24 protein-coding genes and 1 CRISPR repeat array are annotated in these 26,738 nt (G+C 57.0%); of the genes, 18 read left to right on the top strand and 6 right to left on the bottom strand.

Going from position 1 to position 26,738, the window contains the following annotated elements:
• Positions 1 to 47 precede the first annotated feature (47 nt).
• On the top strand, positions 48 to 671 hold the full coding sequence (locus BMW97_RS06890) for a helix-turn-helix domain-containing protein (protein WP_045908427.1): 624 nt from the start codon (positions 48 to 50) through the stop codon (positions 669 to 671).
• On the opposite strand, the gene BMW97_RS06885 is transcribed toward BMW97_RS06890, so the two are convergent.
• Positions 672 to 1,304: a hypothetical protein gene (locus BMW97_RS06885; protein WP_045908426.1), complete on the bottom strand. Its 633-nt coding sequence runs from the start codon at positions 1,302 to 1,304 to the stop codon at positions 672 to 674.
• Positions 1,304 to 2,869 carry an ExeA family protein gene (locus BMW97_RS06880; protein ID WP_045908425.1) on the bottom strand — a complete coding sequence of 522 codons (1,566 nt, stop codon included), beginning with the start codon at positions 2,867 to 2,869 and terminating at the stop codon, positions 1,304 to 1,306. Before BMW97_RS06880 ends, BMW97_RS06885 begins: the two co-directional genes overlap by 1 nt.
• 21 nt (positions 2,870 to 2,890) lie before the next feature.
• Between BMW97_RS06880 and BMW97_RS23810 the strand changes: the two genes are divergently transcribed.
• From BMW97_RS23810 to BMW97_RS06805, 16 genes are all read left to right on the top strand, one after another.
• Positions 2,891 to 3,220 (top strand): hypothetical protein, encoded by a 330-nt coding sequence (locus tag BMW97_RS23810; protein WP_145983619.1) that lies wholly within the window; start codon positions 2,891 to 2,893, stop codon positions 3,218 to 3,220.
• Entirely contained in the window at positions 3,171 to 3,902 is a 732-nt protein-coding gene (gene gspC / locus BMW97_RS06875; RefSeq protein ID WP_045908424.1) for a type II secretion system protein GspC, read from the top strand. The genes BMW97_RS23810 and gspC overlap by 50 nt, the downstream gene beginning before the upstream one ends.
• A 13-nt stretch (positions 3,903 to 3,915) precedes the next feature.
• Positions 3,916 to 5,838 carry a type II secretion system secretin GspD gene (gspD, locus tag BMW97_RS06870; protein WP_045908423.1) on the top strand — a complete coding sequence of 641 codons (1,923 nt, stop codon included), beginning with the start codon at positions 3,916 to 3,918 and terminating at the stop codon, positions 5,836 to 5,838.
• A gap of 15 nt (positions 5,839 to 5,853) precedes the next feature.
• The gene (gspE, locus tag BMW97_RS06865; RefSeq protein WP_045908422.1) at positions 5,854 to 7,332 is read left to right on the top strand and encodes a type II secretion system ATPase GspE; all 1,479 of its coding nucleotides are present in this window, start codon (positions 5,854 to 5,856) and stop codon (positions 7,330 to 7,332) included.
• Positions 7,332 to 8,540 carry a type II secretion system inner membrane protein GspF gene (gspF, locus tag BMW97_RS06860; protein WP_045908421.1) on the top strand — a complete coding sequence of 403 codons (1,209 nt, stop codon included), beginning with the start codon at positions 7,332 to 7,334 and terminating at the stop codon, positions 8,538 to 8,540. The genes gspE and gspF overlap by 1 nt, the downstream gene beginning before the upstream one ends.
• Positions 8,541 to 8,543: 3 nt before the next feature.
• Positions 8,544 to 8,993 (top strand): type II secretion system major pseudopilin GspG, encoded by a 450-nt coding sequence (gspG, locus tag BMW97_RS06855; RefSeq protein WP_008500018.1) that lies wholly within the window; start codon positions 8,544 to 8,546, stop codon positions 8,991 to 8,993.
• Positions 8,993 to 9,478: a type II secretion system minor pseudopilin GspH gene (gene gspH, locus BMW97_RS06850; RefSeq protein WP_090392612.1), complete on the top strand. Its 486-nt coding sequence runs from the start codon at positions 8,993 to 8,995 to the stop codon at positions 9,476 to 9,478. Before gspG ends, gspH begins: the two co-directional genes overlap by 1 nt.
• Positions 9,471 to 9,854: a type II secretion system minor pseudopilin GspI gene (gene gspI, locus BMW97_RS06845; RefSeq protein ID WP_045908419.1), complete on the top strand. Its 384-nt coding sequence runs from the start codon at positions 9,471 to 9,473 to the stop codon at positions 9,852 to 9,854. The genes gspH and gspI overlap by 8 nt, the downstream gene beginning before the upstream one ends.
• Positions 9,851 to 10,507, top strand: a complete 657-nt coding sequence (gspJ, locus tag BMW97_RS06840) for a type II secretion system minor pseudopilin GspJ (protein ID WP_045908418.1) — start codon at positions 9,851 to 9,853, stop codon at positions 10,505 to 10,507. The genes gspI and gspJ overlap by 4 nt, the downstream gene beginning before the upstream one ends.
• Positions 10,504 to 11,514 (top strand): type II secretion system minor pseudopilin GspK, encoded by a 1,011-nt coding sequence (gspK, locus tag BMW97_RS06835; RefSeq protein ID WP_045908417.1) that lies wholly within the window; start codon positions 10,504 to 10,506, stop codon positions 11,512 to 11,514. Before gspJ ends, gspK begins: the two co-directional genes overlap by 4 nt.
• A gap of 15 nt (positions 11,515 to 11,529) precedes the next feature.
• Complete coding sequence (gene gspL, locus BMW97_RS06830; RefSeq protein ID WP_045908416.1) at positions 11,530 to 12,672, top strand: type II secretion system protein GspL; 1,143 nt, start codon at positions 11,530 to 11,532, stop codon at positions 12,670 to 12,672.
• A complete protein-coding gene (gspM, locus tag BMW97_RS06825; protein ID WP_045908415.1) occupies positions 12,669 to 13,154 on the top strand; it encodes a type II secretion system protein GspM in 486 nt (161 codons plus the stop codon). Before gspL ends, gspM begins: the two co-directional genes overlap by 4 nt.
• Positions 13,151 to 13,948: a prepilin peptidase gene (locus tag BMW97_RS06820; protein ID WP_090392610.1), complete on the top strand. Its 798-nt coding sequence runs from the start codon at positions 13,151 to 13,153 to the stop codon at positions 13,946 to 13,948. The genes gspM and BMW97_RS06820 overlap by 4 nt, the downstream gene beginning before the upstream one ends.
• 258 nt (positions 13,949 to 14,206) lie before the next feature.
• Positions 14,207 to 16,921, top strand: a complete 2,715-nt coding sequence (locus BMW97_RS06815; protein WP_090392608.1) for a glycosyl hydrolase family 18 protein — start codon at positions 14,207 to 14,209, stop codon at positions 16,919 to 16,921.
• A gap of 135 nt (positions 16,922 to 17,056) precedes the next feature.
• Positions 17,057 to 17,491, top strand: a complete 435-nt coding sequence (gene iagB, locus BMW97_RS06810; protein WP_045908412.1) for a type III secretion system invasion protein IagB — start codon at positions 17,057 to 17,059, stop codon at positions 17,489 to 17,491.
• 150 nt (positions 17,492 to 17,641) lie between these two features.
• Complete coding sequence (locus BMW97_RS06805; protein ID WP_045908411.1) at positions 17,642 to 19,453, top strand: chitinase; 1,812 nt, start codon at positions 17,642 to 17,644, stop codon at positions 19,451 to 19,453.
• Positions 19,454 to 19,566: 113 nt separating this feature from the next.
• Here BMW97_RS06805 and BMW97_RS06800 read toward each other — a convergent pair whose 3' ends face one another.
• The 4 genes from BMW97_RS06800 to poxB all read right to left on the bottom strand — a co-directional run bounded on the left by BMW97_RS06800 (position 19,567) and on the right by poxB (position 24,878).
• Positions 19,567 to 20,580 carry an NAD-dependent epimerase/dehydratase family protein gene (locus BMW97_RS06800; RefSeq protein WP_045908410.1) on the bottom strand — a complete coding sequence of 338 codons (1,014 nt, stop codon included), beginning with the start codon at positions 20,578 to 20,580 and terminating at the stop codon, positions 19,567 to 19,569.
• Positions 20,581 to 20,672: 92 nt separating this feature from the next.
• Positions 20,673 to 22,109 (bottom strand): SDR family oxidoreductase, encoded by a 1,437-nt coding sequence (locus tag BMW97_RS06795; RefSeq protein WP_045908409.1) that lies wholly within the window; start codon positions 22,107 to 22,109, stop codon positions 20,673 to 20,675.
• A gap of 10 nt (positions 22,110 to 22,119) precedes the next feature.
• Positions 22,120 to 23,121: a low-specificity L-threonine aldolase gene (gene ltaE / locus BMW97_RS06790; protein WP_045908408.1), complete on the bottom strand. Its 1,002-nt coding sequence runs from the start codon at positions 23,119 to 23,121 to the stop codon at positions 22,120 to 22,122.
• A gap of 38 nt (positions 23,122 to 23,159) precedes the next feature.
• Positions 23,160 to 24,878 (bottom strand): ubiquinone-dependent pyruvate dehydrogenase, encoded by a 1,719-nt coding sequence (gene poxB, locus BMW97_RS06785; protein WP_045908407.1) that lies wholly within the window; start codon positions 24,876 to 24,878, stop codon positions 23,160 to 23,162.
• A gap of 151 nt (positions 24,879 to 25,029) precedes the next feature.
• Here poxB and BMW97_RS06780 point away from each other — a divergent pair, with 151 nt between their 5' ends.
• The gene (locus BMW97_RS06780) at positions 25,030 to 25,464 is read left to right on the top strand and encodes a DoxX family protein (RefSeq protein WP_045908406.1); all 435 of its coding nucleotides are present in this window, start codon (positions 25,030 to 25,032) and stop codon (positions 25,462 to 25,464) included.
• A 165-nt stretch (positions 25,465 to 25,629) separates the two neighbouring features.
• A CRISPR array of direct repeats spans positions 25,630 to 26,738; the repeat unit is 28 nt; unit sequence GTTCACTGCCGTACAGGCAGCTTAGAAA.

The raw sequence follows: 26,738 nt of genomic DNA, 5'->3' as shown, positions 1-26,738 counted from the left end.
CATGGCCCCTTTTTATCTAAAATTAACATCTTAATTCGGGTATAACAATGTTAAGCATTTACGGCAGAAAATTGCGTCCGCATCATGAAATGGAAAACATTATTTCCGCAACAGAAGGATATGAAGAAAAAACGTTAAAGAAATGGCAAAAAATTACCACCGTCGACAATGAATTTATTCATGTTATCGTCAGCGGTGAAGTGGAATTTCGCCGCGAATCCGACGAGCTCTGTATGTTCACCCTGCAGGGGCAGTGCGTGTTTGGACTCTCTTCCATTTTTTATCATTCATCCCATATGTATGGCCTGGTCCGCTCGAATACCGTGGTGCGTTCGATTCCTAAAGACGCCTTTTCTCAGCTTATGACGGAGAAAGGCTTATGGCCTGAGCTTACCAAAGTGCTGGCCTGGTATATCTGCATGCTGAGCAAGCGTGATGACGTGCTGGTCGCCCGCAGCGCCTATTCTGTTGTGCGCGAGTTTTTGCTGGAAATTAATGAACTGATTGTCCATCATCAACGCGATATCAACGTTTATGATTATATTCAGGAATACACCAACCTGGCACGCAGCACCATTATCAAAATTCTCTCCGACCTGAAAAAAGGTCAATATATTGTGGTGGAAAAGGGTCGACTCCTTAACATCACCAACCTGCCTGAAAAATATTAACTATTCCAGCCGGTCTCCTTTTTCACTTAACGGAGACCGGGAATTTTCTTTATGTAATGTGCTGGCCTGAGCATTATCCTGCGTTTCGTCAACCGGCGGCGCGGGTATTTTGCCTTGCGAATAATCCTGCTCCTGTTCTTTTAACGCCTGCTTAAACAGCTCGGTTAATGAACCGTCGTCACCGTCCGTGCGGGCGGGGGCTGCATCGTCGTGCGCTTGCGTGCCGGGGAGGGTATCCCGCGAGGTATCGTGCGGCACCGTGCCGTCCGGCGCCTGCTGCCAGTCGGCGTCGTCGCTGTTAATCGGCAGATCCTGCATGGCAGGGACGTCGGCCTGCACCGGCGCGGGTTTCGGGTGCGGATGCGGGAACGGCTTACTCACATACACGTAGTGCATGTCGGAAAGCTGCGTTTCAGGCTTCGCCACGTGCACTTTTTTTACCGGCTCCGGCGCAGGGTGGCGCAGTTGCCAGTAAACGTGGGCGTACAGCCCCGCCATCAGCATGACGCAGAGGCTTACTATTCCTAACAAGGCGTTAGAAACGATCTTTTTCAGGCTGGGCATGCGGTACGAAAACCAGACCGCTTCCCCGGAAACGTAGCTGCGCTGAGCCGCAAGACAGATGGTAGACATTAGGAATGCTTCTCCTGCGTTTTCGCGTCCGGCGCGGCGTGGGTGGTCTGAAGCAGCACGCTCGGCGTGGTGTTGGTGTCACGCATTAACTGCATCAGCGTATCTTCCCCGGGAATGCCGTCGACGCGCAGATGCATTTTTTGCTGGAACTCGCGGGTGCGTTTCATCATCTCCGCCGTCCAGGTTTGCGCGTGGGTTACCGGTTCGGCAAGGGCCTGGCTCAGCTGCTGGTCAAGCCAGGTCAGCTCTTTGCCGTCGCTGGCGGCGCTGATGGCGTCTTTGCCTTCCGGCGTCAGGCGGTGGAGCTGGGTATAGTTGCCGGTGGCATGCTGGTTAAACCAGTGACGGCTTACCTGCCAGGTGCGGTTGTTCATCAGCAGGTCAAGCGAGTTATCCCCGACGCGGGCGACCACGGCATAGTTAAGGTGGTTGCCGGTTTTCAGTTCACTCACCCACGGATACCCTTCCTGTGCCAGCGCATCCGGGGAAGCATTCCCCTGCTTACACATCAGGTTCACCTTCGCGGCGTTCTGGCACAGGGCATCCTCCGCCGAGGCGTCATATCCCCACATCAGATAGAGCTGATGCATCGCATCCGGCTGATTAACCACCTCGTTGTCGATAACCGGCACCACCGGCGCCTGGACTTTTGGCGTCTTCTGTTTCCAGCTGGCAGGCACCGGCAGTTGAATCGGAAGTCTTGCACCGATCGAAGAGGTCAAATACCAGCCGCAGGCGGCGAACAGCACAGAGGCGAATACGCTCACGGTAGCCAGGCGCTTACCGTATTTTTTCGCAGGCAGGATCTCACCTGCCGCCAGGCGCAAATGACGCGGGCTGACCTGGGCTGCACGTTCGGTCCAGGCGGCGAGCATCGACAGGTGCGCCAGCTCGTTCAGCTTGCTGATATTCCCTTTAGTCAGGGCATGCATTTTACGCACCCGCGCCGGGGTTAACGGCGCGTGCTCACCCCCGTGCGCTTCACACTGCGCCTGAACGTAGCTGAGAAACTCCCGGCAGGTAAGGGGACGCAGGGTGTGACAGGTATGCGCATATTCACGCAGTTCAGGCTGCTGCATCAGCGCGGCATCCCGATCCGCTGGCCCCATCAGCACGACGGACAGGCGAAACTCCAGCTCCTGCGCACGCGTCAGCAGCAGAGCCAGCACCTCCCGACAGGTTTCTTTCATGGCATCGGTATGGCTAATCACCAGCACTTTCGTCCTGCTTTTCCCTCCCTGCCACTGGTGCAGGATGGTATCCACCGCCTGAAGCCGGTTTTTGCTCTCTTTCGTTCCCGGGTTGAGTTTATACAGCAGGCTACTGGCACTCAGTTTTGGAAACGCATTGATAGCAATAACGCCAGGGGAAGTGGATTTCAGGGCGTCGCTGAACTGGCCCAGCAGCGGGGCATCGTCAGCAAAGAGCCCAATAATCCCCGCCTGTTGGGTTTTCTCTTTCAGCAGGTTGAAAATATCCTGATGATACGGCACGAAGAAATCGCCCGAGGCGCGGGTGATTTTTCGAAAAGGCGGGTGATTAAATTTAAAATGACTCTGATACATAGCGACTTACCGTCTCTGGACATGAATAGCAATGGTCCGGAAAAGTACGGCAAGGCTGCATCATGGTCAATTTACGGACAGGGTAAAAATAACCTGTTGGCTACCTCTAACACCGCTCTTTTTGACGGTCAATCTTTTTCTTTATCAAAGTTAACGGCGAAGCAGGTGGTCGATTATCAGGCCGCTAATTACTATTTATGCCACATATTGGCGCAGCATGACGCTGCTTATTTTCGCTTTGCTAAAGGCCAGATGAATAATGAGGTTCTCACTTCTTTCACGATGGATAACGCCCTGTATTATGTTTGTATTGCTGATTTTTTGCGGTCAGCAAGGCTACGTCATTTTTAAAGATTATAAAAAAGTGACGAATAAGCTGGCGAACACAGCGGCGAAACCGCAAAAAAGACGTCAGGAAGAAAAGGCTTTTTCACTTTTCACCGCCGCCGTGCGTCAGGATAGCCTGCCTGCGGCCGCGAAAGCCCCGCTCGCCGCCGAAATTGAGGGGATCGTCCGCAGCGACGATGCCTGGCTCTCCTTCGCCGTGATCAAAACGCCGGGGGGACAGAAGAGCTATCGCGAAGGCGAGGCGCTGACCGGTTTTAACGATGCCTTTATTCAGGAAATTAACAAAGACAATGTGGTGGTTAATTACGAAGGTGCTACGCAGGTACTGGCGTTAAATAAACCTGATTATTTTAAGGGCGGCGTAGACAGCGGTCCGGTAACCAAATCGACGAAAGATGCAGGTGCGGAAAGCGTGCATCTGGATGATTATCTGGTGTTAAAACCACTTATCGAAAAGGGCCAACTGGAAGGCTACAACATTAATCCAAGGAATGCCTCTGCCTTCTACAGCCATTCCGGGCTGGAAAAAGGCGATGTGGCGGTAAAAGTCAATTCTGTCGATATGACCGATGCAGCAAAGGCAAAAAATATTATTGCCAACTGGTCGAAAATGAAAGAAGCGGAGGTCGTCGTCAGACGTCACGCTCACCTTGAAAATATTCGGGTCAATGTTCTAAACAATTAACAAGTGTACAGACATGAAGAAATTTCCTTGGGCGTGCGTGGCGCTGACCGCATTGTCGTTATATTCCAGTTCGCTGCTCGCAGCTAACTTTAGCGCCAGCTTTAAAAATACCGATATCCGCGAGTTTATTGATACGGTAGGCCGCAATCTGAACAAAACCATTCTGGTCGATCCGTCCGTTCAGGGCACGGTGTCGGTCAGAACCTATAACGTGCTGACGGAAGATGAGTATTACCAGTTCTTCCTGAGCGTGCTGGACCTGTACGGCCTGTCGGTGATCCCGATGGATAACGGCATGGTCAAGGTGGTGCGCTCAAGCATTGCCCGCACCGCCGGTGCGCCGCTGGCCGACGGTAAAAATCCGGGCAAAGGTGATGAGATCATCACCCGCGTCGTGCGCATGGAAAACGTGCCGGTGCGCGAGCTGGCCCCGCTGCTGCGCCAGCTCAACGATGCCACCGGCATCGGGAACGTGGTGCACTTCGAGCCGTCCAACGTGCTGCTGCTAACCGGTAAAGCCTCGGTGGTCAATCGCCTGGTGGATCTGGTTCAGCGCGTGGACAAAGACGGTATTCAGCGCCGCGAGATTGTGCCGCTGCGCTTTGCGTCCGCTAAAGAGCTCTCCGACATGTTGAACAACCTCAACAATGAAGAGCAGAAGGGGCAGAACGCGCCGCAGCTGGCCACCAAAGTGGTGGCAGATGACGAAACCAACAGCCTGGTGATCAGCGGCTCGGAAGACGCGCGCATGCGTACCCGCTCCCTGATCCATCAGCTGGATCGCGAGCAAAATAACGAGGGGAATACCCGCGTCTTCTATCTCAAGTATGCCAGCGCCACCAAGGTGGTTCCGGTCCTGACCGGCATTGGCGAGCAGCTGAAGGATAAGGCGGGTGCGCCGAAGTCGAAAGCCGCGCCTGCGTCCAGCGATCTGAACATTACCGCCGACGAGGCAACCAACTCGCTGGTGATTACCGCCCAGCCTAACGTGATGAACTCTCTGGAGAAGGTGATCGACAAGCTCGACATCCGTCGTCCACAGGTGCTGGTGGAAGCCATCATCGCGGAAGTGCAGGACGGTAACGGCCTGGATCTCGGCGTGCAGTGGACCAGCAAGCACGGCGGCGTACAGTTCGGCTCAACCGGCCTGCCTATCAGCCAGATTAAAAACGGCACCATGAAGGGGGCGAGCTTCACTGGCCTTGCGACCGGCTTCTTTAACGGCGATTTCGGTGCCCTGATGACCGCGCTCTCCACCGACGGCAAGAACGACATTCTCTCCACCCCAAGCGTGGTCACGCTGGATAACAAAGAAGCGTCGTTCAACGTCGGGCAGGATGTGCCGGTGCTCTCCGGCTCGCAGACCACCAGCGGCGACAACGTCTTTAACTCCGTTGAGCGTAAGACGGTCGGTACCAAGCTGAAAATTGTGCCGCAGATCAACGATGGCGACATGATCCACCTGAAGATTGAGCAGGAAGTCTCCAGCGTCGACAACAGCGCGACGGAGGACGCCAGCCTCGGCCCAACCTTCAACACCCGCACCATCAACAACGAAGTGATGGTACACAGCGGTCAGACGGTGGTACTTGGCGGCCTGATGGAAAACGTCACCAAGCAGTCGGTTTCCAAAGTGCCCCTGCTCGGCGATATCCCGCTGGTTGGTCAGCTGTTCCGCTACACCTCGCAGGATACCTCGAAGCGCAATCTGATGGTGTTTATCCATACCACCGTCCTGCGCGACGACGATAACTTCAGCGCGGCGTCGAAAGAGAAATATGACCAGATCCGCGCCCGCCAGCAGCAGCGCGTGGAGGAGAAGAAGCTCGGTATTATTGAACCGTCCGACAGCGCGGTGCTGCCAGCCTTCCCGTCGGCCAGCGCCGCGCCGGCCACAACCCGCGCCAGCACGTCGCGCAATCCGTTTAAAAACTAAGGCGGAGGGCGCAACGTGGATGAACTGAGTAAAACGCTCTGCAGCAGCAGTTACGCAAAGGATAACGGCGTCCTGTTTTACAACAACGACGTCTACATTCGCGAGGATGCTCCCTCGTTTGCCCTGCTGGAGATGCGCCGGGTACTGGGACGCCCCTTCGAGCCGACGATCCTCGCCCCTGAGGCCTTTGAGGAGATGCTGGCCAAAATCTGGCAGCAGAGCAGCGGCGTCTCCCAGCAGCTGGTGGACGATATGGACGCGGATATCGACCTGATGGCGTTAACCGAGGAGATCCCGGATAACGAAGATCTGCTCGATAACGACGAAAACTCGCCGGTGATCCGCCTGATCAACGCCATTCTCGGCGAGGCGGTGAAGGACGGCGCGTCGGATATCCACATTGAAACATTCGAACGGACGCTGAGCATTCGCTTCCGCGTTGACGGCGTCCTGCGCCCGGTTCTCCAGCCTGCGCGCAAGCTCGCGCCGCTGCTGGTGTCGCGCATCAAGGTCATGTCAAAACTCGACATCGCCGAAAAACGTCTGCCGCAGGATGGTCGTATCTCCCTGCGCATTGGCCGCAAGGCCATCGACGTGCGCGTCTCGACCATTCCGTCCCAGTACGGCGAGCGCGTGGTGATGCGCCTGCTCGATAAAAGTAACCTCAAGCCCGACATCAACAAGCTGGGCCTGATTGATGAAGAGCTGGAGAAGTTAAAAGGGCTGATTGACCGCCCGCACGGCATCATCCTGGTCACCGGGCCCACGGGCTCCGGGAAAAGTACCACCCTGTATGCCATTCTCTCGGCGCTGAACGGCCATGAACGCAACATTCTGACCGTCGAAGACCCAATTGAATACGAGCTTGAAGGGGTGGGGCAGACCCAGGTGAACCCGCGCGTGGACATGACCTTTGCCCGCGGGCTGCGCGCCATCCTGCGTCAGGACCCGGACGTGGTGATGATCGGGGAGATTCGCGACGGCGAAACCGCGCAAATTGCGGTGCAGGCCTCGCTCACCGGTCACCTGGTCATGTCTACGCTGCACACCAACAGCGCCGCCGGGGCTATCACCCGTCTGCGGGATATGGGGCTGGAGTCGTTTTTAATCGGTTCATCGTTGCTCGGTGTCATTGCCCAGCGTCTGGTGCGTCGGCTGTGTACGCACTGCCGTACCACCAGTCCGCTGGACGCCAATGAAAAAGCGCTGTTCAGCTTCATGGAGACGCCGCCGAAAGCGATCTATCGCGCGGTGGGCTGCGAGCATTGCCGCCAGAGCGGCTATCAGGGACGTGCGGGCATTCATGAATTCCTGGTGGTGGACACCGCCATGCGTCGCGCCATCCATGAAGATAAAGATGAGATGTCCATCGAAACGCAGCTCTTTAAGCAGGCCTATAGCCTGCGCGAAAACGGGCTGCTGAAGGTGATTAGCGGCGTCACCTCTCTGGAAGAGGTGATGCGCGTCACCGCCGAGCGTGGGGGGGATGAGTAATGGCCCTCTACGCATGGACGGCAACGGATGCGGCGGGCAAAACCCGGCGCGGCACGCTGCAGGCCGAAGGGCAAAAGCAGGTTCGCCAGACGTTACGTGAGCAAAAGCTGATGCCCGTCAGCATCTCCGAAACGCGCGAGGCGGCGGCGTCCGGGAAAGCGAAAACCGGGGCGAAGCTCTCCACGCCGGTGCTGTCGATGTTTACCCGTCAGCTCTCCACGCTGGTCAACGCCGCTCTGCCGCTGGAGAGCGCGCTGAAGGCGATCTCGAAGCAGACGGAGGACAAAAAGCTGGCGGCGATGGTGGTGGAGATCCGCGAGAAGGTGGTGGAAGGGCATACGCTGTTCGACGCCTTCAGCCAGTTTCCGCGCACCTTCGACAAGCTCTACTGCACGCTGGTGATGGCCGGTGAAAAAACCGGCCACCTCGGCGACGTGCTGGAGAAGCTGGCGGAGTACAACGAACAGCGCCAGAAGATGAAGAGCAAGCTGACGCAGGCGATGGTCTACCCGATCACCCTGACGGTGGTGGCCATCGCGGTCATTAGCATTCTGCTGGTGGCGGTGGTGCCGCAGGTGATCGAACAGTTCACCCACATGAAGCAGCAGCTGCCGATCACCACCCGCACGCTGATTGCGGTGAGCGATTTTCTGCAGGCGTACGGCATCTATATTGTCGGGATCCTGGCCGGTGGGGTTATCGGCTTTAAGGCCTGGCTCAGAAACGCTAAAAACCGCTTTCGCTGGCACAGCTGGCTGGTGAACGGCTCGCCGATTAAAAAGCTGGTGTGCGCCATCAACAGCGCCCGCTATATCCGCACGCTCAGCATCCTGCAGGCGAGCAGCGTGCCGCTGCTCGAAGGGATGTATATCGCGATGGACGGTATCGAAAATCTCTACGCCCGGCAGGTGCTGGAGCAGGCGGCGGATACCGTGCGCCAGGGGGCATCGCTCTATGCCGCGCTGGAGCAGGCGAAATTATTCCCGCCCACCATGCTGTACATGATTGCCTCCGGTGAAGAGAGCGGCGAATTAGGCAACTTAATGGACCGCGCGGCGGAAAACCAGGAGTCGGCGCTACAGCATCGTATTACGTTAACGCTGTCGGTATTTGAACCGGCGCTGGTGGTCTCCATGGCGACGATTGTTTTATTCATCGTGCTGTCAATATTACAGCCGCTTCTGCAACTTAATAATATGGTAGGTTAAATCATGGCTATAAAAACAAAACGTCTGGCTCGCCAGGCGGGGTTCACCTTGCTCGAATTAATGGTGGTGATCGTTATTCTCGGCGTTTTAGCGAGTATGGTGGTGCCAAATTTAATGGGTAATAAAGAAAAAGCGGACGCGCAAAAGGCGACCAGCGATATTGTTGCGCTCGAAGGCTCGCTGGATATGTATAAGCTCGATAACCACCGCTACCCGACCACCGAGCAGGGCCTGCAGGCGCTGGTGACCAAACCTGAGATCGCGCCTATTCCCAACGGCTACCGCGCCGACGGCTATATTCGCCGCCTGCCGCAGGACCCGTGGGGCAACGATTATCTGCTCGTCAGCCCGGGTGAACACGGCGCCGTAGACGTCTTCTCTGCCGGTCCTGATGGCGAAGCCAATACCGCAGACGATATTACGAACTGGTCTCTGGATAAGAAAGAGAAATAATGAAGAGTCAACGCGGCTTTACGTTGCTGGAAATTATTCTGGCGCTGGTGATATTTGCCAGCTGCGCCATGATGGTTGTATCAACAATACCCTCACGCAGCGGTGCGGATATATTTGGTCAGCAATTAAAAGCCCTCGTTGATTATGGTTCAGACCGCGCGGTAATGGACGGAAATATTGTCGGGCTGGTCATCACTACCGATAACTATCAGCTGGTCACGCTCGACGATAAAAACGGCGAACGTCGCTGGGTGCCATTATCCGCAGGCCGTATTACCACGAAGGGCAATTTCCCGGAAGAGATGCACGTATCGCTTTCGCCTCAGCGTCTGGCGGCGACCGTCGAGGCCGACCCCCAGATCCTCTTTCTGCCGGACGGCGAGATTGGCCGTTTTACGCTGACGCTGCAAAGTTACGACAAACAGCATCACTTCCGCGTGGTGTCGCAGGGCGCTGCCCCGGTATCGGTAGAAAACAATGACTAAAGGCAAGGTTAAGCAAAAGGGGATGACGCTCCTGGAGGTGATGGTGGCGCTGGTCATTTTCTCCACCGCCGCGCTGGCGCTGATGAATTCCGTCTCCCTGAACGTACGCTTCACCCACGGGCTGGCCGAAACGCTGCAGGCCAGCTGGGTTGCGGAAAATCAGCTGGCAGAAGCCCAGCTTGCTAAAGCCGATTTTCCCGATACCGAGGAGCAGGGGACGGAAATTATGGGGGGACGCAGTTGGTACTGGCACAAGCAGCGGGTGAAAACCGCCAATAGCGGCTGGGCCAATGCCATCCGCGTTTACGCCGAAGGTGATGAAAGCCAGCCGGTCATTTCGCTTCAGATTATCGGGCCGGGAGAAGAGAGCAAGTGAAGACGATCCGACGCCAGCGCGGTTTTACCCTGCTGGAGATCATGATTGCGCTGACCATTTTCGCGGTCATCAGCACCCTGGCCTGGCAAATTCTGGACGGCGCGATGCGCACCAGTTCAGCCACGGATGCCAGTGCGGCAAAGCTCAACCAGCTTCAGCGTGCCTGGAGCCTCATGGAGCGCGATTTTTTCCAGCTGCAGGCGCGGGCGCCGCGCAACGAGCCGGATCTGTTTTTGCAGGATGGCGATGCGGTTGAATTCACCACGCTGAACGGCGTGAGCGGCACGGTCCAGCTGGAGCGCGTGCGCTGGCGGCTGGAAGAGGGGCGCCTGTATCGCGACGTCTGGCCGGTCATTGACAGCCCGGCAGACGTCAAACCCGATGAAGTGCCGATTGTCAGCGAGGTGAAATCGATGCAGTGGCGGTTTTATCGCAAGGGCTGGCAAAAAAGCTGGGGTGAGTCCGCCCATCTGCCAGACGGCGTGGAGCTCACGCTGACCATGGAAAATGGCGAGACCTGGCGCTGGGTGTTTACCACGCCGGGAGACATGCCGGAAACGGCGGCACCGCAGCCGGGCACCGAAACGGCGGCACCGGCGGCGGAAAATACGCCCGCCCCGCAACGTGCGCCTGCGCCGGACGTGAAGCCATGAGCCGGATACATCAACAACGCGGCGTTGCCCTGCTGGTTGTGCTGATCCTGTTGGTCATGATGTCGGCCCTGGCGGCCAAAATCAGCCAGCAGTTCTGCCGTAATTTGCAGAAAACCCACTATCAGGTGAGCCAGCAGCAGCTGCGCTGGGCAATGCAGGCGCAGGAAAAGGTGGTGAAAGATCGCTTGCAGAGCGACGCCAGCGGCGAGAGCAAACCGCTCGACCCGGAGGGCGACTGGCACCAGCCGCTGGAGACGCAGGGTGAAGACTATACGGTGGTCAGTCAGGTCGAGGACGCGCAGGACTGCTTCAACGTCAATAACCTGCTGGCCGCAGACAAAGTGGCTCAGGATCAAACTGCGTCAGCCGTGCCGGAAAAGCCGCGAAAAGAGAAGATTGTCGAGCAGATCCTGACGGACGGCGGCGTCAGCCAGACGACGGCGGAAGAGGTCTATCAGCAACTGATGGATTATCTCGACGGCGACACCACAACGGTGAAAGAGGGCGCGGAGACGGACGCCTGGGCTGGCGTGGTGCCGGCGCGTCAGCCAGCGAATCAGATGATGCGCACCCTTGCCGAGATAAAGCTGCTGCCGGCGTTTCCTGTTGCGGCGTACCCGAAGGTGAGCAAGCTGTTATGCGCGCTGCCGGACTCCGCCAGCAAGGTGGATGTCAATACCCTGACGCCGGAGCAGGCTCCCTTACTGGCAGCCCTGTTCCCGGGAAAACTGACCGCGGACGATGCCGTTCGCCTGATTGCGTCGCGGCCGGAGAGCGGCTGGGAAAGCATGGAAGTCTTCAGCAAAGCGCTGGAACAGGCCTTCCCGCAGCTTAAGGACGATCTCCCGCAGGTGGCTGAGGTTCTCTCCATCAACAGTCGGTATTTCCGCGTCAACTATACCGGCAATACCGATGAGTTAACGCTTCGCGTGGTGAGCCAGCTTCAGGTGAATAACGAAGCCGGTGAAATTGTGACGTGGCAACGTCGTTACCGAATGATTGAATAAGAAAAGTAGAACGCTATGAAACAGGTCCTTTTTGTTCGTCCCGACAGCCGTGAGGACGGGAAAATCATGTGGTGTGAGTCGGGAAGCGAACAGGTTACAACCCTGGACACCCCGCAGGCGCTGCATACCCTTGCCGATCATCCGCTGGCCGCGCGTGTCTGTCTGCTGCTGCCCGCCAGCGAGATGATCTTCCGCCACTTTACGCTGCCGAAGAAAGTCGCGTCGCAGGCGACCGCCTTCTCGTGGATGGCGGAGGAGACCCTGATCGGCGAGGTGGACGATCTCCACTGGACGGTGCTGAACAAAAAAGGCGCCGAGGTGGACGCGGTGGCGATAGATACCGCCCGCCTGCAGCAGTGGCTGACCCGCTTTCACGAGGCGGGCCTGAAGGTGATTCAGGCCCTACCGGACGCCTGGCTGCTGCCGGTGACGGCGGGCGGAAGCACGCTGGTCGCGCAGGAGGAGAACTACTGGCTGCGCTTATCCCCGCATACCGCCTGTAACGTTGAGGCGGGCCTCTTGCCGCTGCTGATGCAAAAAGCCGGAGACGGCGAGGTGCGTTGCTACGGGGAGATCCCGCCGGGCGTTGACGTTGACGAACAGCTGGCGGGCGAACATCCGCTGGTGCTGATCCAGCCCCAGTGGCAGGCGTGCCGCGTCAACCTGCTGCACGGCGCGTTCAGCGCGAAGGCGACCAGCGCGAGGGCGGCGAAAGGGATGAAGGCCGCCGTCGCGGCGATGGGGCTTCTCTCTCTGGGCCTGCTGCTTGGCCCCCGCATCGCCCTGGCGTGGATGCTGGTCGATCAGGAAAATCAGGTCCAGCAGGAGATGGTCCAGCTCTATCAGCACCATTTTCCTAGCATGCGCCAGCAGACCAACATCAAGTACCACTTCGGGCAGAACATCAAGAAGCAGCCTAAGGGCATTTTTTTGCAGATGGACGAGCTGGAAAAAATCCGTCAGTCCGTTCCGTCAATGGAAATTACGCTGCTTGAATATGACGACACGCAGGGAGGCCTGACGTTAAGCGTGAGTGCGCAAAACGAGCAGGCGTTACAGGACTTCATTCATCAGGCCAGCGCGAATTTTGATTTTACGTTACAGCTTATTTCAAAGGACGCGCCGTATACGGCCATGATTACAGGGAAATATAAATGAAAGGGCGAATTGCACAGCTTAAATCTCGTTATCAACAATACAGCGTCAGAGAACAACGCATTTTAAAAATAGCCGCGGGAGCCTTATTCGGCGCCGTCATCTATTACGCGGGGGTAATACCCCTGGATAACATGATAAAAAATAGCCAGGCGACGCTGGCGCGACAAACGGAAACGGTAAACTGGATGAAAACAGAAATTGATAAAAACCATCTGCCGGTGCTACAGGTGAAAACTGATAATCCACGCAGCGTGGTGGAGAATAGCGCGCATGAAATTAACCTGACCTTGACCGATATTCGCCAGGATGGTCAGACCCTGGCCTTTGTGGTGAACCGGGTCAACGTCTATGAATTAAAAAACTGGCTGCGTGAGATGAACCTCGCCTCCGGCGTCAGGCTCGAGAAAATAAACCTCACGCCGGTGGATCACCTGAGCGACGTGAAGGCCGAAATCCAGCTGACCTGGAAAAAAGTGGCATGAACGGGCTGATGCTCGTCCGGGAGAGTTATCCCGTCGGGTTTGCCGCGATGAGCGGCGTGCTCGGCGCGATCCTGGGGAGCTTTCTCGGCGTCGTGGTGGACCGCGTGCCGGGGATGGTGATGGAGGAGGCGTGCCGCAGCAACCTGCTTTTCCCTGCATCGCACTGTCCCGTCTGCCAGCATGCGCTGCGCGCCTGGGAGAATATCCCGCTGCTGAGCTGGCTGGCGCTGCGGGGACGCTGCCGCTGCTGTCAGTCGGCGATTCCGCTGCGGTTATTTTTACTCGAACTGGTGATGGCGCTGTTCTTTGGCGTCACCGCCTGGTGGATACCGGGCTTAGCATCCCTTTTCTCGCTGTGGGTGCTGGCGGCCTTTCTGCTGCCGTTGGCGATGATTGATAGACAGCACCAACTGCTGCCCGACTGCCTGACGCAGCCGCTGCTGTGGGCCGGGCTGCTGTTCCACGCCTTCAGCCACGGACTGCCCCTGCGCGATGCGCTGCTGGGCGCGGTGGCGGGCTATCTTTCGCTCTGGCTGGTGTACTGGGCGTTTCGTCTGCTCACCCGCCGGGAAGGGCTGGGCTACGGCGATTTTAAGCTGCTGGCGGCGCTGGGCGCCTGGTGCGGCTGGCAGGCGCTGCCTGAGATTGAATTAATTGCCGCATTAAGCGGCATCGTGGGGTATTTGCTTTTAAATAAATTAAATAAAAATAACCTCACCATCGCTTTCGGACCTTATCTGGCTTTTGCTGGAATAGCACTCTATACCAGCCAGTTATTTTCGCTCACATATTAAATAACCGGGTCAAGTTTTTTTATCAATTTTTTCGACGGGGAAAGAGAAGGACGACCTTTTATCCTCAGTGTATCGTAAAAGGCATAAGCTACACGGAGTTTTAGCTTGTATCTTTTAATGGAGGAATACAACGCGTCTTTAAGGTTTGGGTAACGGCTGTCTGCGTATTTAAAAAACGCACTATGTGAATAATATTCCATGTTTTAAAGGAAGACATGGGTCAATTACGTTTACGAATAAATTTATCAGGAAATAAAAATGAAATTTATTAAGCCTAAATATCTGGCGCTCTTTATTGCAGCGGCAACCGGTTCTGCATTCGCAGCTGCGCCAGGTGCACCGACCATCGGCTACGGCAATGACAAATTTGCGCTGGTGGAAGTGGATCAGGCCGCGCAGGATTACAACAGCCTCGTCAAGGTGCATAACGACGGCGTGGATGTGAAAGTCGAGTGGAACGTGTGGAGCGGCGACGCGCCAACCTCTGCAAAAGTGCTGCTCGATGGTCAAACCGTGTGGACCGGTGCAGCCGGTGCAAGCGGCTCAGCCACCTTTAAGGTGAAAAAAGGCGGACGTTATCAGGAACAGGTGGAAGCCTGTAACGCCAGCGGCTGTACCAAAAGCGCCAGCAAGCTGATCATCGTGGCGGACACCGACGGCAGCCATCTGCTGCCGCTGAACGCACCGCTGCAGGAGAACAACAAAACGTTCGCCAAACATCCTGATAAAGTGGTTGCGGCGTACTTCCCTGAATGGGGCGTTTACGATCGTAACTTCCCGGTTGATAAAATCCCGGCTGCAAACCTTAACCACATCCTCTATGGCTTCATTCCAATCTGTGGCGGCGACGGCATTAACGATGGCCTGAAAACCGTTGAGGGCGGCAACAGCTTCTCCGTGCTGCAGCGCGACTGCGCCGGACGTCCGGACTTTACCGTGGCCATCCATGACCCGTGGGCTGCTCTGCAAAAACCGCAGGCGGGCGTCGCCGACTGGGACGACCCGTACAAAGGGAACTTTGGCCAGCTGATGGCGCTGAAAAAAGCGCATCCTGACCTGAAAGTGCTGCCATCCATCGGCGGCTGGACCCTGTCCGACCCGTTCTACCACATGGGCGACCCGGCAATCCGCTCTCGCTTCGTGGCCTCCGTGAAGGAGTTCCTGCAGACCTGGAAATTCTTTGACGGCGTGGACATCGACTGGGAATTCCCGGGCGGCGGCGGCGTGACTGAAACCAAAGGCAACCCGCAGCAGGATAAAGCCACCTACACGGCGCTGATTCACGATCTGCGTACCATGCTGAACGAGCTCTCCGCGCAGACGGGTCGTACCTATGAGCTGACCAGCGCCGTGGGTGCAGGCCGCGACAAGATCGAAGACGTGGATTACACCACCGCTCAGCGCGACCTCGACCATATCTTCCTGATGAGCTACGACTTCTACGGCGGCTGGAGCAACACCGAGCTGGGCCACCAGGCCGCGCTGCGCGCGCCGTCATGGCGTCCGGACACGAACTACACCACCGAGAACGGCGTGGACGCGCTGCTTGCTCAGGGCGTACAGCCAGGCAAGATCGTGGTGGGTGCGGGCATGTATGGCCGCGGCTGGACTGGCGTGCATGGCTACACCGGCGACAATCCGTTCACCGGTACCGCAACCGGCATGGTGAAAGGCACCTGGGAACCGGGCGTAGTGGACTATCGTCAGATTATGAACGAGTACAAAGGCAAGCCAGGCTGGGAATCCGGCTACGATGCGACTGCCGAAGCGCCGTACGTCTTCAATAAGGCAACGGGGGATCTGATCTCCTATGAAGATGCACGCTCTACCACGGCAAAAGGGAAGTACGTGCTGTCGAAAAACCTGGGCGGCCTCTTCGCCTGGTCTATCGACTCCGATACCGGCGACATCCTGAACGCGATGAACGAAAGCCTGATGGGCGGCTCTGCGCCAGTTGATCCGGTCGTGACCAACCATGCGCCGGTTGCCACCGCGGTTGACCAGACGGTAACCGGTCCGGCTACCGTGACCCTGGACGGTTCGGCTTCAACCGATCCAGACGGTGATGCCATTACCTACAAATGGACCCAGATCTCTGGCCCATCGGTGACCCTCACCAACAGCACCAAAGCGAAGGCTTCCTTCAACGTGGCGGCCGTCACCAGCAACCAGACGCTGGCGTTCCGACTGACCGTGACCGACGCGAAGGGGCTGAGCAACTCCGCTGATGTTCAGGTCGTTAACAAAGCGCCAAAAGCGAACCAGGCGCCGGTGATTAACCCAATGCAGAACGTCACCCTGCAGGCAGGCGAAACCTATGCCCTGCACGCGCAGGCGGCGGATCCAGACGGTGATGCGCTGACCTACGCCTGGAGCGTACCGGCTGATATGCACGCGACCGGTACCGATAGCGCGAACGTGAACATCACCGCGCCTGAGGTGAGCTCTGAGTCGTCCTATACCCTGAGCGTGGTGGTGAGCGATGGCAAGACCAGCGTTCAGTCCAACGTCCAGGTCGTGGTCACGCCAAAACCGGCTGACGAAGTGACGCCTCCGGCAGAAGACGTCACCCCGCCTGCGGATGAAGTGACGCCACCGTCAGACGAGGTGACCCCGCCATCTGATGAAGGTACGGCGACCGGCAGCTGCGATAAGCCTGTTGACGCCAACGCCAGCAAATATCCGGCGTGGGAATCCAGCAAAATCTACAACACGGGCGATACCGTCAGCTTCGACCATTTGGTGTGGAAAGCGAAATACTGGACGCAGGGCAACCAGCCTGACTTCGGCGTGGACGCATGGGAAATGGTAAGCAACGTGAAGATGAACTGGCGCTCTGACCTGGCATACAACGGCGGCGATACCACGACCTACCAGGGCAACGTTTACCGTGCGAAATGGTGGACGCAGGGTGATAACCCGGCCAACAGCGACGTATGGGTGAAAGAAGGCGCATCAACCGATTGCAAATAACCTTCTGAACCGTGAATTGCGGGAATGATATCAACCCGCAATGGTTGGTCACACCCCACTTCGGGTGTGACCAACACTTCAGAATGATCGCTAATTATGAGCAGGAAGAGGTTCAGTATTTAAGAGCAGGTGCTCATGAAACGCGTGATTTTATTTTTACTGCTGTTTAGTCAAAGCGTATTTGCGAACTGTTGGGATAACGCCGGACATTATTATCACGTCGATCCGTGGCTGTTATATGCGATTGCCAAAGTGGAATCCGGAATGAATCCTTACGCGGTAGGCTGGAACCACGACGGCACGCGTGACGTCGGGTTGATGCAGATTAACAGCTCGCACTTCAGCGAGTTAGAGCGTCAGGGGATTGATGAGAACCAGCTTATAACTGAGCCCTGTACCTCCATTATGGTCGGCGCGTCCATCCTGTCCGGGATGATAAAAGTGTATGGCTATAACTGGGAAGCGGTAGGCGCCTATAACGCCGGGTTGAAAAAAGAAAATTATCCGCAGCGCATGCGTTATGCCCATAAAGTGTGGGCGAAGTATCAGCAAATAAAGTCGGGTAAATAACGATAGCGTCATTTTTGTTTTTTGAAGAATTCCTTTTGGTGTTCTTCAGAAAATGAAAAAGAACCACACTCTCAGGCTTATTTATTAAGGGAGTAATACATAAGCCGGGAATGTACTCACCCTAGTTGCTTAAATACAGGATTATTTGAAATGACGAAAAGGACATTACTGAGCGTTCTCGTGGCGGGAGCATGCATTGCACCCTTTATGGCGCAGGCTGCATCACTGCAGGCGGCCAGCAGCGAGCCGTACACCATGAAAGCCAGCGATCTGGCGAAAAAGGAAAAAGAGCTGACCAATTTCCCGCTGATGGTTTCGGTGAAAGACACCATTGCGACTCTGGACAACAGCCTCGTTGAGCAGATTGAGCCAGGTCGTGCGTCGAACCCTGACAACGTCAAGCGCGTTGAAGGGATCGTGAAGGCCAGCGACTGGGAATATCTCTTCCCGCTGCGCGCTCAGTCTTACACCTACAGTAACTTCCTGAAGGCTGTTGGTAAATTCCCGGCACTGTGTAAGACCTATAATGATGGTCGCGACAGCGACGCCATCTGCCGCAAAGAGCTGGCGACCATGTTTGCCCACTTTGCGCAGGAAACCGGCGGTCATGAAAGCTGGCGTCCGGAAGCCGAATGGCGTCAGGCCCTGGTTCACGTTCGTGAAATGGGCTGGACTGAAGGCCAGAAAGGCGGCTATAACGGCGAATGTAACCCTGACATCTGGCAGGGGCAGACCTGGCCATGCGGTAAGGACAAAGACGGCGACTTCGTAAGCTACTTTGGCCGCGGCGCGAAGCAGCTGTCTTACAACTACAACTACGGTCCGTTCTCGGAAGCGATGTTTGGCACCGTCCGCACCCTGCTCGACAAGCCTGAGCTGGTGGCGGATACCTGGCTGAACCTGGCGAGTGCGATCTTCTTCTTCGCCTATCCGCAGCCGCCAAAACCAAGCATGCTGCAGGTTATCGATGGCACCTGGCAGCCAAACGATCACGATAAAGCCAACGGCCTGGTTCCTGGCTTCGGCGTGACCACCCAGATCATCAACGGTGGCGTAGAGTGCGGCGGCCCGACTGAGATTGCCCAGTCTGAAAACCGCATCAAGTACTACAAAGAGTTCGCGAACTACCTGAAAGTGCCAGTTCCGGCGAATGAAGTGCTGGGCTGCGCCAACATGAAGCAGTTCGATGAAGGCGGCTCCGGCGCGCTGAAGATCTACTGGGAGCAGGACTGGGGATGGAGTCCGGATACGCCGGACGGTAAGACCTACTCCTGCCAGCTGGTGGGTTACCAGACGCCGTTCAGCGCGTTCAAAGAGGGTGACTACACCAACTGCGTTAAGAAGTTCTATAACGTGAACATCATTAACGATGACGGCTCGGCAGTGACCCCAGGCGAAGACAAAACTCCGGCAGACACCACGCCGCCAGCGGATACCACGCCAGCGGAAGATACCACCCCTGTTGAACCGGCAACCGTGAATCACGCCCCTGTGGCGCAGATTGCGGGCCCAATCGGGGCGGTTGAAGCGGGTGCGCAGGTTTCCCTGAGCGCGGAAGGCTCCACAGACGCCGACGGTAACAAGCTGACCTACACCTGGCGTTCCCAGGATGGCCAGACCGTGACCGGTCAGGACAAGGCGGTGGTGACCTTTAAGGCACCAGAGTCTGCAACGGCTCAGCAGTACGAAATCGGCCTGACCGTCAGCGATGGCGAACTGACCAGCACTACGTCTTACCTGCTGAACGTGAAAGCGAAAGCCACGTCTAAGGACGAAGGCACTTCCGGCTCTTACGCCGCGTGGAGCGCGAACAGCAAGTACAACGCAGGTGATATCGTGAACAACCACGGTAAACTGTTCCAGTGCAAACCGTTCCCGTACAGCGGCTGGTGTAACAACTCTCCGGCATACTACGAACCAGGCGCTGGCCTGGCGTGGGCAGATGCCTGGACAGCTCTGTAAAAGCAAACGGCAACCCTCGGGTTGCCGTTTTCGTACATGAGGCTAATGGAGCGATGGGGCAGTACGGAGCAGTTGTAGGGCCGGTCAGGCGAAGCCGCCACCGGGCAAAAAGGCTAGCGATGAAGCTTCCCGTGATCCCGTAACCACGCCGCCGTGCGCATAATCCCTTCATCCAGCATCACAACCGGTTTATACCCCAGCTCATTCTCCGCCCGCGAAATATCCAGCGTGAAGTCAAAGTTGAGTTTAGAAACGCCGTAATGCGTCAGCGCAGGCTCTTTGGCTGTTTTGCTGCCAAAGCGCTCCATGCTGCGGGCAATCATATCCAGCATGGGATAGGGAACAGAACGGATACGGCAGTCGATCTGCAGCTCGTCGATCAGCCGCTGCACAATGCTGCGCAGCGTGCACGGTTCGCCATTAGTGATGTTATAGGCGCGACCGGAGATCAGCTTATCGCAGTCCGGCTGGCTGGCCAGCCACATGGCGTGAACGGCATTTTCGTAATAGGTCATATCCACCAGCGCATCGCCGCCGCGCGGCAGCAGCACGCTGCCGTAGTGGTGCATCATCTGCGCCAGACGGGGAATAAATACCTTGTCGTGCGGCCCGAACAGGCTCTGCGGACGCAGGACCGTAAAGCGGGTATGCGGGTTTGACTGCGCCAGCAGGTCAATGACCTCTTCGCTGGCCGCCTTGCTGCGGGCAAATTCACAGGCAAAGCGGGCAGGGCGGAAATCTTCCTGCACGTCGCGATGGTGGTGATAGTCGAAATAGAGTGACGGTGACGAGATATGAATAAAGTTACGCACGCCCCAGGCAACGGCCCATTCGCCCAGACGGCGGGTGGCCCGCACGTTGGCGAGATCGAAGGCTTCCTGGGTCCCCCACGGGGAGGTAAAACTGGAACAGTGCCATAGCGTGTCGATACCGGCGAGCATCACTTTCGCCTGCGAGGAGACGAGCTCCGTCAGGTCGGCATGGACGAACTCTGCGCCCATTTTTTGCAGCAGTTTACCCATCGCTTCGTTGCGACCGGTGGCCCTGACGCTGATGCCTTTATTGCGCAGAAATTCGACCGCATTTCGGCCTAAGCCGCTGGTCGCCCCGGTAACCAGTACCTTCATAGCTATCCACTGTGTTGAAAAGAATTTCGTGCGCATTCTTTCGTGAATTACGGCGCTATGCAATGGGAAAGGTGAAAGAAAGAGAGTTTTATTTAGATCTTTTCCGTCTTTTGTTCTGCCCGTTGCGCAATGCGTTTCGCCATGCCCCGGAAGATAAACAGGTGGGCAGGGATCATCAACAGCCAGTAGAACAGACCCGGCATTCCGTGCGGATGCCACCATGCGCGGACGTCCAGTTCACGATGATCGCCTTTGTCTTTCAGGGTAAAGCAGAGTCGGCCCAGCCCCGGGGCTTTCATGCCGAATAGCAGCGCCAGCTGTTTTTCCGGCTCGACAATAATCACCTTCCAGCTGTCAACCGCGTCACCCACCTCAAGATACGGGCGTGCCGGGCGGCCTTTTGCCAGTCGGTGGCCCACCAGCAGGTCCATTGCCCCGCGCGTTTGCCAGAGGAGATTTCCGAAGAAATACCGTTCTTTGCCGCCAATCTGGTTCACCACCTCCCACAGCGCGGCCAGACTGGCGCCGGTTTTCACCGTACAGCCCGCCTGTTTCGGGTAATAACCATACTCCGGCCGCCAGCGGGCAAAGGCCTGGGCGTCGTAACCCCAGTCGCTGGAGTTCACCAGCTTTTCTTCTTCCTTGAGCGTGTTGCGCACGGCATCGTCAAAGCGGATCAGGTCCTGAGGAATTAAGGCGCGCAGCGCGCGATCGTCGGCCAGTAAATCATGCTTCAGCCCCTGAATAAGCGCTTTGGCGGTCGTCGGCGGCACCGAGGTGATGACATTCAAAAACCACACCGAAATCCAGCGGGTCGGGAAGGGAATGGGGATCAGCCAGCGGCGGCGTCCGCTGACGCGCATGAAATGTTCGAACTGCTCCTGATAGCTCAGCACATCCGGGCCTGCCGCCTCGAGCACGCGGTGTTGCTCCGCCGGATGATCCAGCAGGGCCACCAGATAATGCAGCAGATTCTCCAGCGCAATCGGCGTGGTGCGCGAACGGACCCAGCGCGGCGGCGTGAGCACCGGCAGGTTGTAGACCATATCGCGCATCACTTCGAAGGCGGCAGAGCCTGCGCCGACGATGATCCCGGCGCGCAGTTCGGTGACGGGGATATTTGCCCCCCGCAGGATGTCCGCCGTCAGCTGGCGGGCGCGCAGGTGATCGGACTGCTCGTGTTCAGGTGCCTGGAGTGAACTGAGAAAAATCACCTGCTTCACCGGGGTTTGCAGCAGGGCATCGCGGACATTCATCGCCACCTGACGCTCGTGGGCGATAAAATCCCCGCCTTCGCCCATGCTGTGTACCAGGTAGTAAAGGGTGTCGACCCCGTCCAGCAGCGCGGGAAGCGACTTTGGCCAGTTGAGGTCAACGTTGTGACAGGTAACGCCCGCTAAACCGAGTTTTTGCAGGCGTTCGGTGTTGCGTGCCGCAGCCAGCACCTGGTGCCCCTGCTGGCTTAACGCCGCGGTGAGATGCTGACCGATATACCCGCTGGCGCCGAGCACCAGAATGCGTTGCGGCACGTGCTGCTCCTTATCGCTGTAAAAACGCCTGCCAGTGTTTCACCACGTCGGTCAACTGCTCGCGGCTGACGTCGAGATGCGTGACCAGACGCACGACAGGCGAGGCGTTGATCAGCACGCCACGTGCTTTCATGAACTCGCCAAGCGCAGCAGCGTGGTCATCGCCCACGCGAACGAACAGCATGTTAGTGTCGTGGCGCATCACGTCGGCGCCAATTTCACGCAGCTGCGCCGCCATCCACGCGGCGTTGTCGTGATCGTCCTTCAGACGCGCCACGTTGTTTTTCAGGGCATACAGCCCCGCAGCTGCCAGAATACCCGCCTGACGCATGCCGCCGCCGGTCATTTTGCGCCAGCGGTTGGCACGCTTGATGTAGTCCGCATTGCCGACGAGCAGGGAACCCACTGGGGTGCCCAGCCCTTTAGAGAGGCAGATGGTGAATGAGTCGCAGTATTGCGTAATCTCTTTCAGCTCGCAGCCGTACGCCACCACGGCGTTGAAGATGCGCGCGCCGTCCACGTGCAGGCCCAGCCTGCGTTCGCGGGTAAACTCCCATGCGGCTTTCAGGTATTCGCGCGGCAGCACTTTGCCGTTGTGGGTGTTTTCAAGGCTGAGCAGCCTGGTGCGGGCAAAGTGAATATCATCGGCTTTGATTTTCGCCGCGACCTTGTCGAGCGGCAGAGTGCCGTCCGGCGCGGCGTCAATCGGCTGCGGCTGAATGCTGCCGAGCACCGCAGCACCGCCGGCTTCGTAGAGGTAGTTATGCGCGCCCTGGCCGACGATGTACTCTTCACCGCGCTCGCAGTGGCTGAGCAGCGCCACGAGGTTAGCCTGCGTGCCGGTGGGCAGGAACAGGGCGGCCTCTTTTCCGCTCAGCTCTGCGGCATAGCGCTGCAGTTCGTTTACCGTCGGGTCGTCGCCGTAGACGTCGTCCCCGACCGGGGCGGCCATCATCTCTTCGAGCATGGCGCGACTCGGGCGGGTAACGGTATCACTGCGTAAATCAATCATGGCATGTCCTTATATTTAAAAAGGCGATGCCAGATGTTTTACCTGAGCCAGTTGGTTTTTGCCAGTTCGATCACCTCGTCACCGCGCCCGCTGATGATGGCGCGCAGCATGTACAGGCTAAAGCCTTTGGCCTGCTCCAGCTTGAGCTGTGGCGGGATGGCCAGCTCCTCTTTGGCGACGACTACATCCACCAGTACCGGGCCGTCGATGGAGAAGGCGCGCTGCAGGGCTTCATCCACCTCGGACGCTTTCTCCACGCGGATGCCGGTGATGCCGCAGGCCTCGGCGATGCGGGCAAAGTTGGTGTCGTGTAGCTCGGTGCCGTCCGTCAGATAGCCGCCGGCCTTCATCTCCATCGCCACGAAGCCCAGCACGCTGTTGTTGAAGACCACGATTTTCAGCGGAAGCTTCATCTGCACCACCGACAGGAAATCGCCCATCAGCATGCTGAACCCGCCGTCGCCGCACATCGCCACCACCTGGCGCTCCGGCGCTGTCGCTTTTGCGCCCAGCGCCTGCGGCATGGCGTTGGCCATCGAGCCGTGGTTGAACGAGCCGAGCAGACGGCGCTTGCCGTTCATTTTCAGGTAGCGTGCCGCCCAGACGGTTGGCGTGCCTACGTCGCAGGTGAAGATGGCATCGTCGTCCGCGAAATGACTGATCTGCTGCGCCAGATACTGCGGGTGAATGGCTTTGTCGCTCGGTTTGGCGAGATCGTCCAGACCCTTGCGGGCATCGCGATAGTCGCTTAGCGCTTTATCGAGGAACTTGCGATCGGTTTTCTCTTCCAGCAGCGGCAGCAGGGCGGCAAGGGTGGATTTGATGTCGCCCACCAGCGCCATATCGACCTTGCTGTGCGCGCCGATGCTGGCCGGGTTGATATCAATCTGAATGATTTTGGCGTCCGTCGGGTAGAACGCGCGGTACGGGAACTGGGTGCCGAGCAGGATCAGCGTGTCGGCGTTCATCATGGTGTGGAAGCCGGAAGAAAAACCGATCAGTCCGGTCATGCCCACGTCGTACGGGTTATCGTATTCGACGTGCTCTTTGCCGCGCAGGGCGTGGACGATCGGCGCTTTCAGCTTACCGGCAAATTCCAGCAGCTCCTTGTGCGCGCCCGCGCAGCCGCTGCCGCACATCAGGGCGATATTGCTGGCGTAACGCAGCAGTTGCGCCAGCTTTTTCAGCTCCTCCTCGGCTGGCGTCACCACCGGCTGCGGCGCGTGATACCAGTGGGTGCTGGCCCCTTCCGGCGCGGCCTTGAGGGCTACATCGCCCGGAATAACGACCACCGAAACGCCGCGATTCAGCACGGCCTTGCGCATGGCGATCGCCAGAACCTGCGGGATCTGCTCCGGGGATGAAACCAGTTCGCAATAGTGGCTGCATTCACGGAACAGCTCCTGCGGATGCGTCTCCTGAAAATAACCGCTGCCGATTTCGGAAGAGGGGATGTGGGCGGCAATCGCCAGCACCGGCACGTGATTGCGGTGGCAGTCGAAGAGACCGTTGATCAGGTGCAGGTTACCTGGGCCGCAGGATCCGGCGCAGACGGCCAGTTCCCCGGTAAGCTGCGCTTCAGCGCCTGCGGCGAACGCGGCAACCTCTTCATGGCGGGTCGGCATCCATTCGATGGTCTTCATCTTGTTAAGGCTGTCGCTGAGTCCGTTCAGGGAATCGCCGGTAACGCCCCAGATACGTTTTACGCCAGCCTGTTCGAGCGTTTTCGCTATATATGCAGCCACGGTTTGTTTCATGGTTGTCCGTCTCCTTTTTGTGATAACGCTTACAAGCTTAGAAGAAAGTCTCCGTATTGCCCGTCAAATCCCCCCAATTAAAAGGTGCTTTTCATGCGTAATTATTCGGCATAATCTGGTGATATCTCAGTGAAAACAGGAATCATTTCAAATGGTTAAATCATTGTTAATTGCTGTTAATGAAAAGCTATCGTGCGACGATCTTGGCAAACTCTTGTTACGACTTGCCGTCGGCGGGCTGATGCTCTTTCACGGTTTGCATAAGCTGTTTGGTGGGGTGGGCTTTATCAGCGGCATGCTGGTGGAGAAAGGGCTGCCGGGGTTTATTGCCTACGGCGTGTTGATTGGCGAAGTGGTGGCGCCGATCCTGATTATTGTCGGGCTCTTTACGCGCCCGGCCGCGCTGGTGCTGGCGTTTACGATGATCGTGGCATGGCTGATGGTGGGAATGGGGGAAACGCTCGCCCTTGATAAGGTTGGCGCATGGGCGATTGAAAGCCTGGTGTACTTCTTTATCGGCTCGCTGGCGGTGGCGTTTTTAGGCGCAGGGCGGTTTGCGCTGGGGAAAGCGCCTGCGTGGCGGTAGGGGTTGGAATCTGTTCCGAGAGAAGGGGTCTACGGACCCTTTTTTATTGGTGAGTTTTAAGTAGTTGATTTCACAACGGTGAATTGTAGGGGGTGAAAAAAGGGGTTACGGAGAATTTTAGGGGGATTTCTTTATATCACAAGAAGATAGGTGTAGATTGTTCCAGTTCACTGCCGTACAGGCAGCTTAGAAAACACTCTTACAGTCGCCGTAGCCGTTTCTGCGGTTCACTGCCGTACAGGCAGCTTAGAAAATCGATAGGGCTCACGCCGTACACCTCATTGCGTTCACTGCCGTACAGGCAGCTTAGAAAGGCGCTGTCGTTGTTTAATTTCATCTATAACCGTTCACTGCCGTACAGGCAGCTTAGAAAGAGAATCAAGCCAAGTGAGCTGCCCAGGATCCGTTCACTGCCGTACAGGCAGCTTAGAAATTTCGTGGTAACCCCGTAACTGGCGCAACTGCGTTCACTGCCGTACAGGCAGCTTAGAAAAACGGACGTCATCCGCCACGACGCGGTGAGCTGTTCACTGCCGTACAGGCAGCTTAGAAACATATTTCGTTCAGTTCTGGATAGTTGAGCATGTTCACTGCCGTACAGGCAGCTTAGAAATTGAGGTTCATCAGCTCCGGCGCTTGATACGCGTTCACTGCCGTACAGGCAGCTTAGAAACTGCGCGCTAATCTGCTCAGTTGTCAGCGTAACGTTCACTGCCGTACAGGCAGCTTAGAAAGAAAAGCTCGGGAACGCGTTTTTAACGTGGGTGTTCACTGCCGTACAGGCAGCTTAGAAAGCTTCCCTGTCCTTTGCTGTTACGTGATAATCGTTCACTGCCGTACAGGCAGCTTAGAAACTTTGGTCAGGTGATGTGGACCCAGCAAAAACGTTCACTGCCGTACAGGCAGCTTAGAAAGAAAAGCTCGGGAACGCGTTTTTAACGTGGGTGTTCACTGCCGTACAGGCAGCTTAGAAAGCTTCCCTGTCCTTTGCTGTTACGTGATAATCGTTCACTGCCGTACAGGCAGCTTAGAAACTTTGGTCAGGTGATGTGGACCCAGCAAAAACGTTCACTGCCGTACAGGCAGCTTAGAAAGAAAAGCTCGGGAACGCGTTTTTAACGTGGGTGTTCACTGCCGTACAGGCAGCTTAGAAAGCTTCCCTGTCCTTTGCTGTTACGTGATAATCGTTCACTGCCGTACAGGCAGCTTAGAAACTTTGGTCAGGTGATGTGGACCCAGCAAAAACGTTCACTGCCGTACAGGCAGCTTAGAAA

Source organism: Enterobacter sp. NFIX58, assembly GCF_900110475.1.
Lineage (GTDB): Bacteria > Pseudomonadota > Gammaproteobacteria > Enterobacterales > Enterobacteriaceae > Enterobacter > Enterobacter quasiroggenkampii.
This window is presented reverse-complemented; position numbering and strand designations above follow the sequence as displayed.

Excerpts from the sequence above, each read along its gene's own strand:
- ltaE (WP_045908408.1), bottom strand. The coding sequence starts at position 23,121 with ATGATTGATTTACGCAGTGATACCGTTACCCGCCCGAGTCGCGCCATG.
- BMW97_RS06880 (WP_045908425.1), bottom strand. The coding sequence starts at position 2,869 with ATGTATCAGAGTCATTTTAAATTTAATCACCCGCCTTTTCGAAAAATC.
- gspD (WP_045908423.1), top strand. The coding sequence starts at position 3,916 with ATGAAGAAATTTCCTTGGGCGTGCGTGGCGCTGACCGCATTGTCGTTA.
- BMW97_RS06885 (WP_045908426.1), bottom strand. The coding sequence starts at position 1,304 with ATGTCTACCATCTGTCTTGCGGCTCAGCGCAGCTACGTTTCCGGGGAA.
- gspK (WP_045908417.1), top strand. The coding sequence starts at position 10,504 with ATGAGCCGGATACATCAACAACGCGGCGTTGCCCTGCTGGTTGTGCTG.
- gspL (WP_045908416.1), top strand. The coding sequence starts at position 11,530 with ATGAAACAGGTCCTTTTTGTTCGTCCCGACAGCCGTGAGGACGGGAAA.
- iagB (WP_045908412.1), top strand. The coding sequence starts at position 17,057 with ATGAAACGCGTGATTTTATTTTTACTGCTGTTTAGTCAAAGCGTATTT.
- gspG (WP_008500018.1), top strand. The coding sequence starts at position 8,544 with ATGGCTATAAAAACAAAACGTCTGGCTCGCCAGGCGGGGTTCACCTTG.
- gspF (WP_045908421.1), top strand. The coding sequence starts at position 7,332 with ATGGCCCTCTACGCATGGACGGCAACGGATGCGGCGGGCAAAACCCGG.
- gspI (WP_045908419.1), top strand. The coding sequence starts at position 9,471 with ATGACTAAAGGCAAGGTTAAGCAAAAGGGGATGACGCTCCTGGAGGTG.
- gspH (WP_090392612.1), top strand. The coding sequence starts at position 8,993 with ATGAAGAGTCAACGCGGCTTTACGTTGCTGGAAATTATTCTGGCGCTG.
- BMW97_RS06800 (WP_045908410.1), bottom strand. The coding sequence starts at position 20,580 with ATGAAGGTACTGGTTACCGGGGCGACCAGCGGCTTAGGCCGAAATGCG.
- poxB (WP_045908407.1), bottom strand. The coding sequence starts at position 24,878 with ATGAAACAAACCGTGGCTGCATATATAGCGAAAACGCTCGAACAGGCT.
- gspM (WP_045908415.1), top strand. The coding sequence starts at position 12,669 with ATGAAAGGGCGAATTGCACAGCTTAAATCTCGTTATCAACAATACAGC.
- BMW97_RS06805 (WP_045908411.1), top strand. The coding sequence starts at position 17,642 with ATGACGAAAAGGACATTACTGAGCGTTCTCGTGGCGGGAGCATGCATT.
- BMW97_RS06815 (WP_090392608.1), top strand. The coding sequence starts at position 14,207 with ATGAAATTTATTAAGCCTAAATATCTGGCGCTCTTTATTGCAGCGGCA.
- BMW97_RS06820 (WP_090392610.1), top strand. The coding sequence starts at position 13,151 with ATGAACGGGCTGATGCTCGTCCGGGAGAGTTATCCCGTCGGGTTTGCC.
- BMW97_RS23810 (WP_145983619.1), top strand. The coding sequence starts at position 2,891 with ATGAATAGCAATGGTCCGGAAAAGTACGGCAAGGCTGCATCATGGTCA.
- gspC (WP_045908424.1), top strand. The coding sequence starts at position 3,171 with ATGTTTGTATTGCTGATTTTTTGCGGTCAGCAAGGCTACGTCATTTTT.
- BMW97_RS06890 (WP_045908427.1), top strand. The coding sequence starts at position 48 with ATGTTAAGCATTTACGGCAGAAAATTGCGTCCGCATCATGAAATGGAA.
- BMW97_RS06780 (WP_045908406.1), top strand. The coding sequence starts at position 25,030 with ATGGTTAAATCATTGTTAATTGCTGTTAATGAAAAGCTATCGTGCGAC.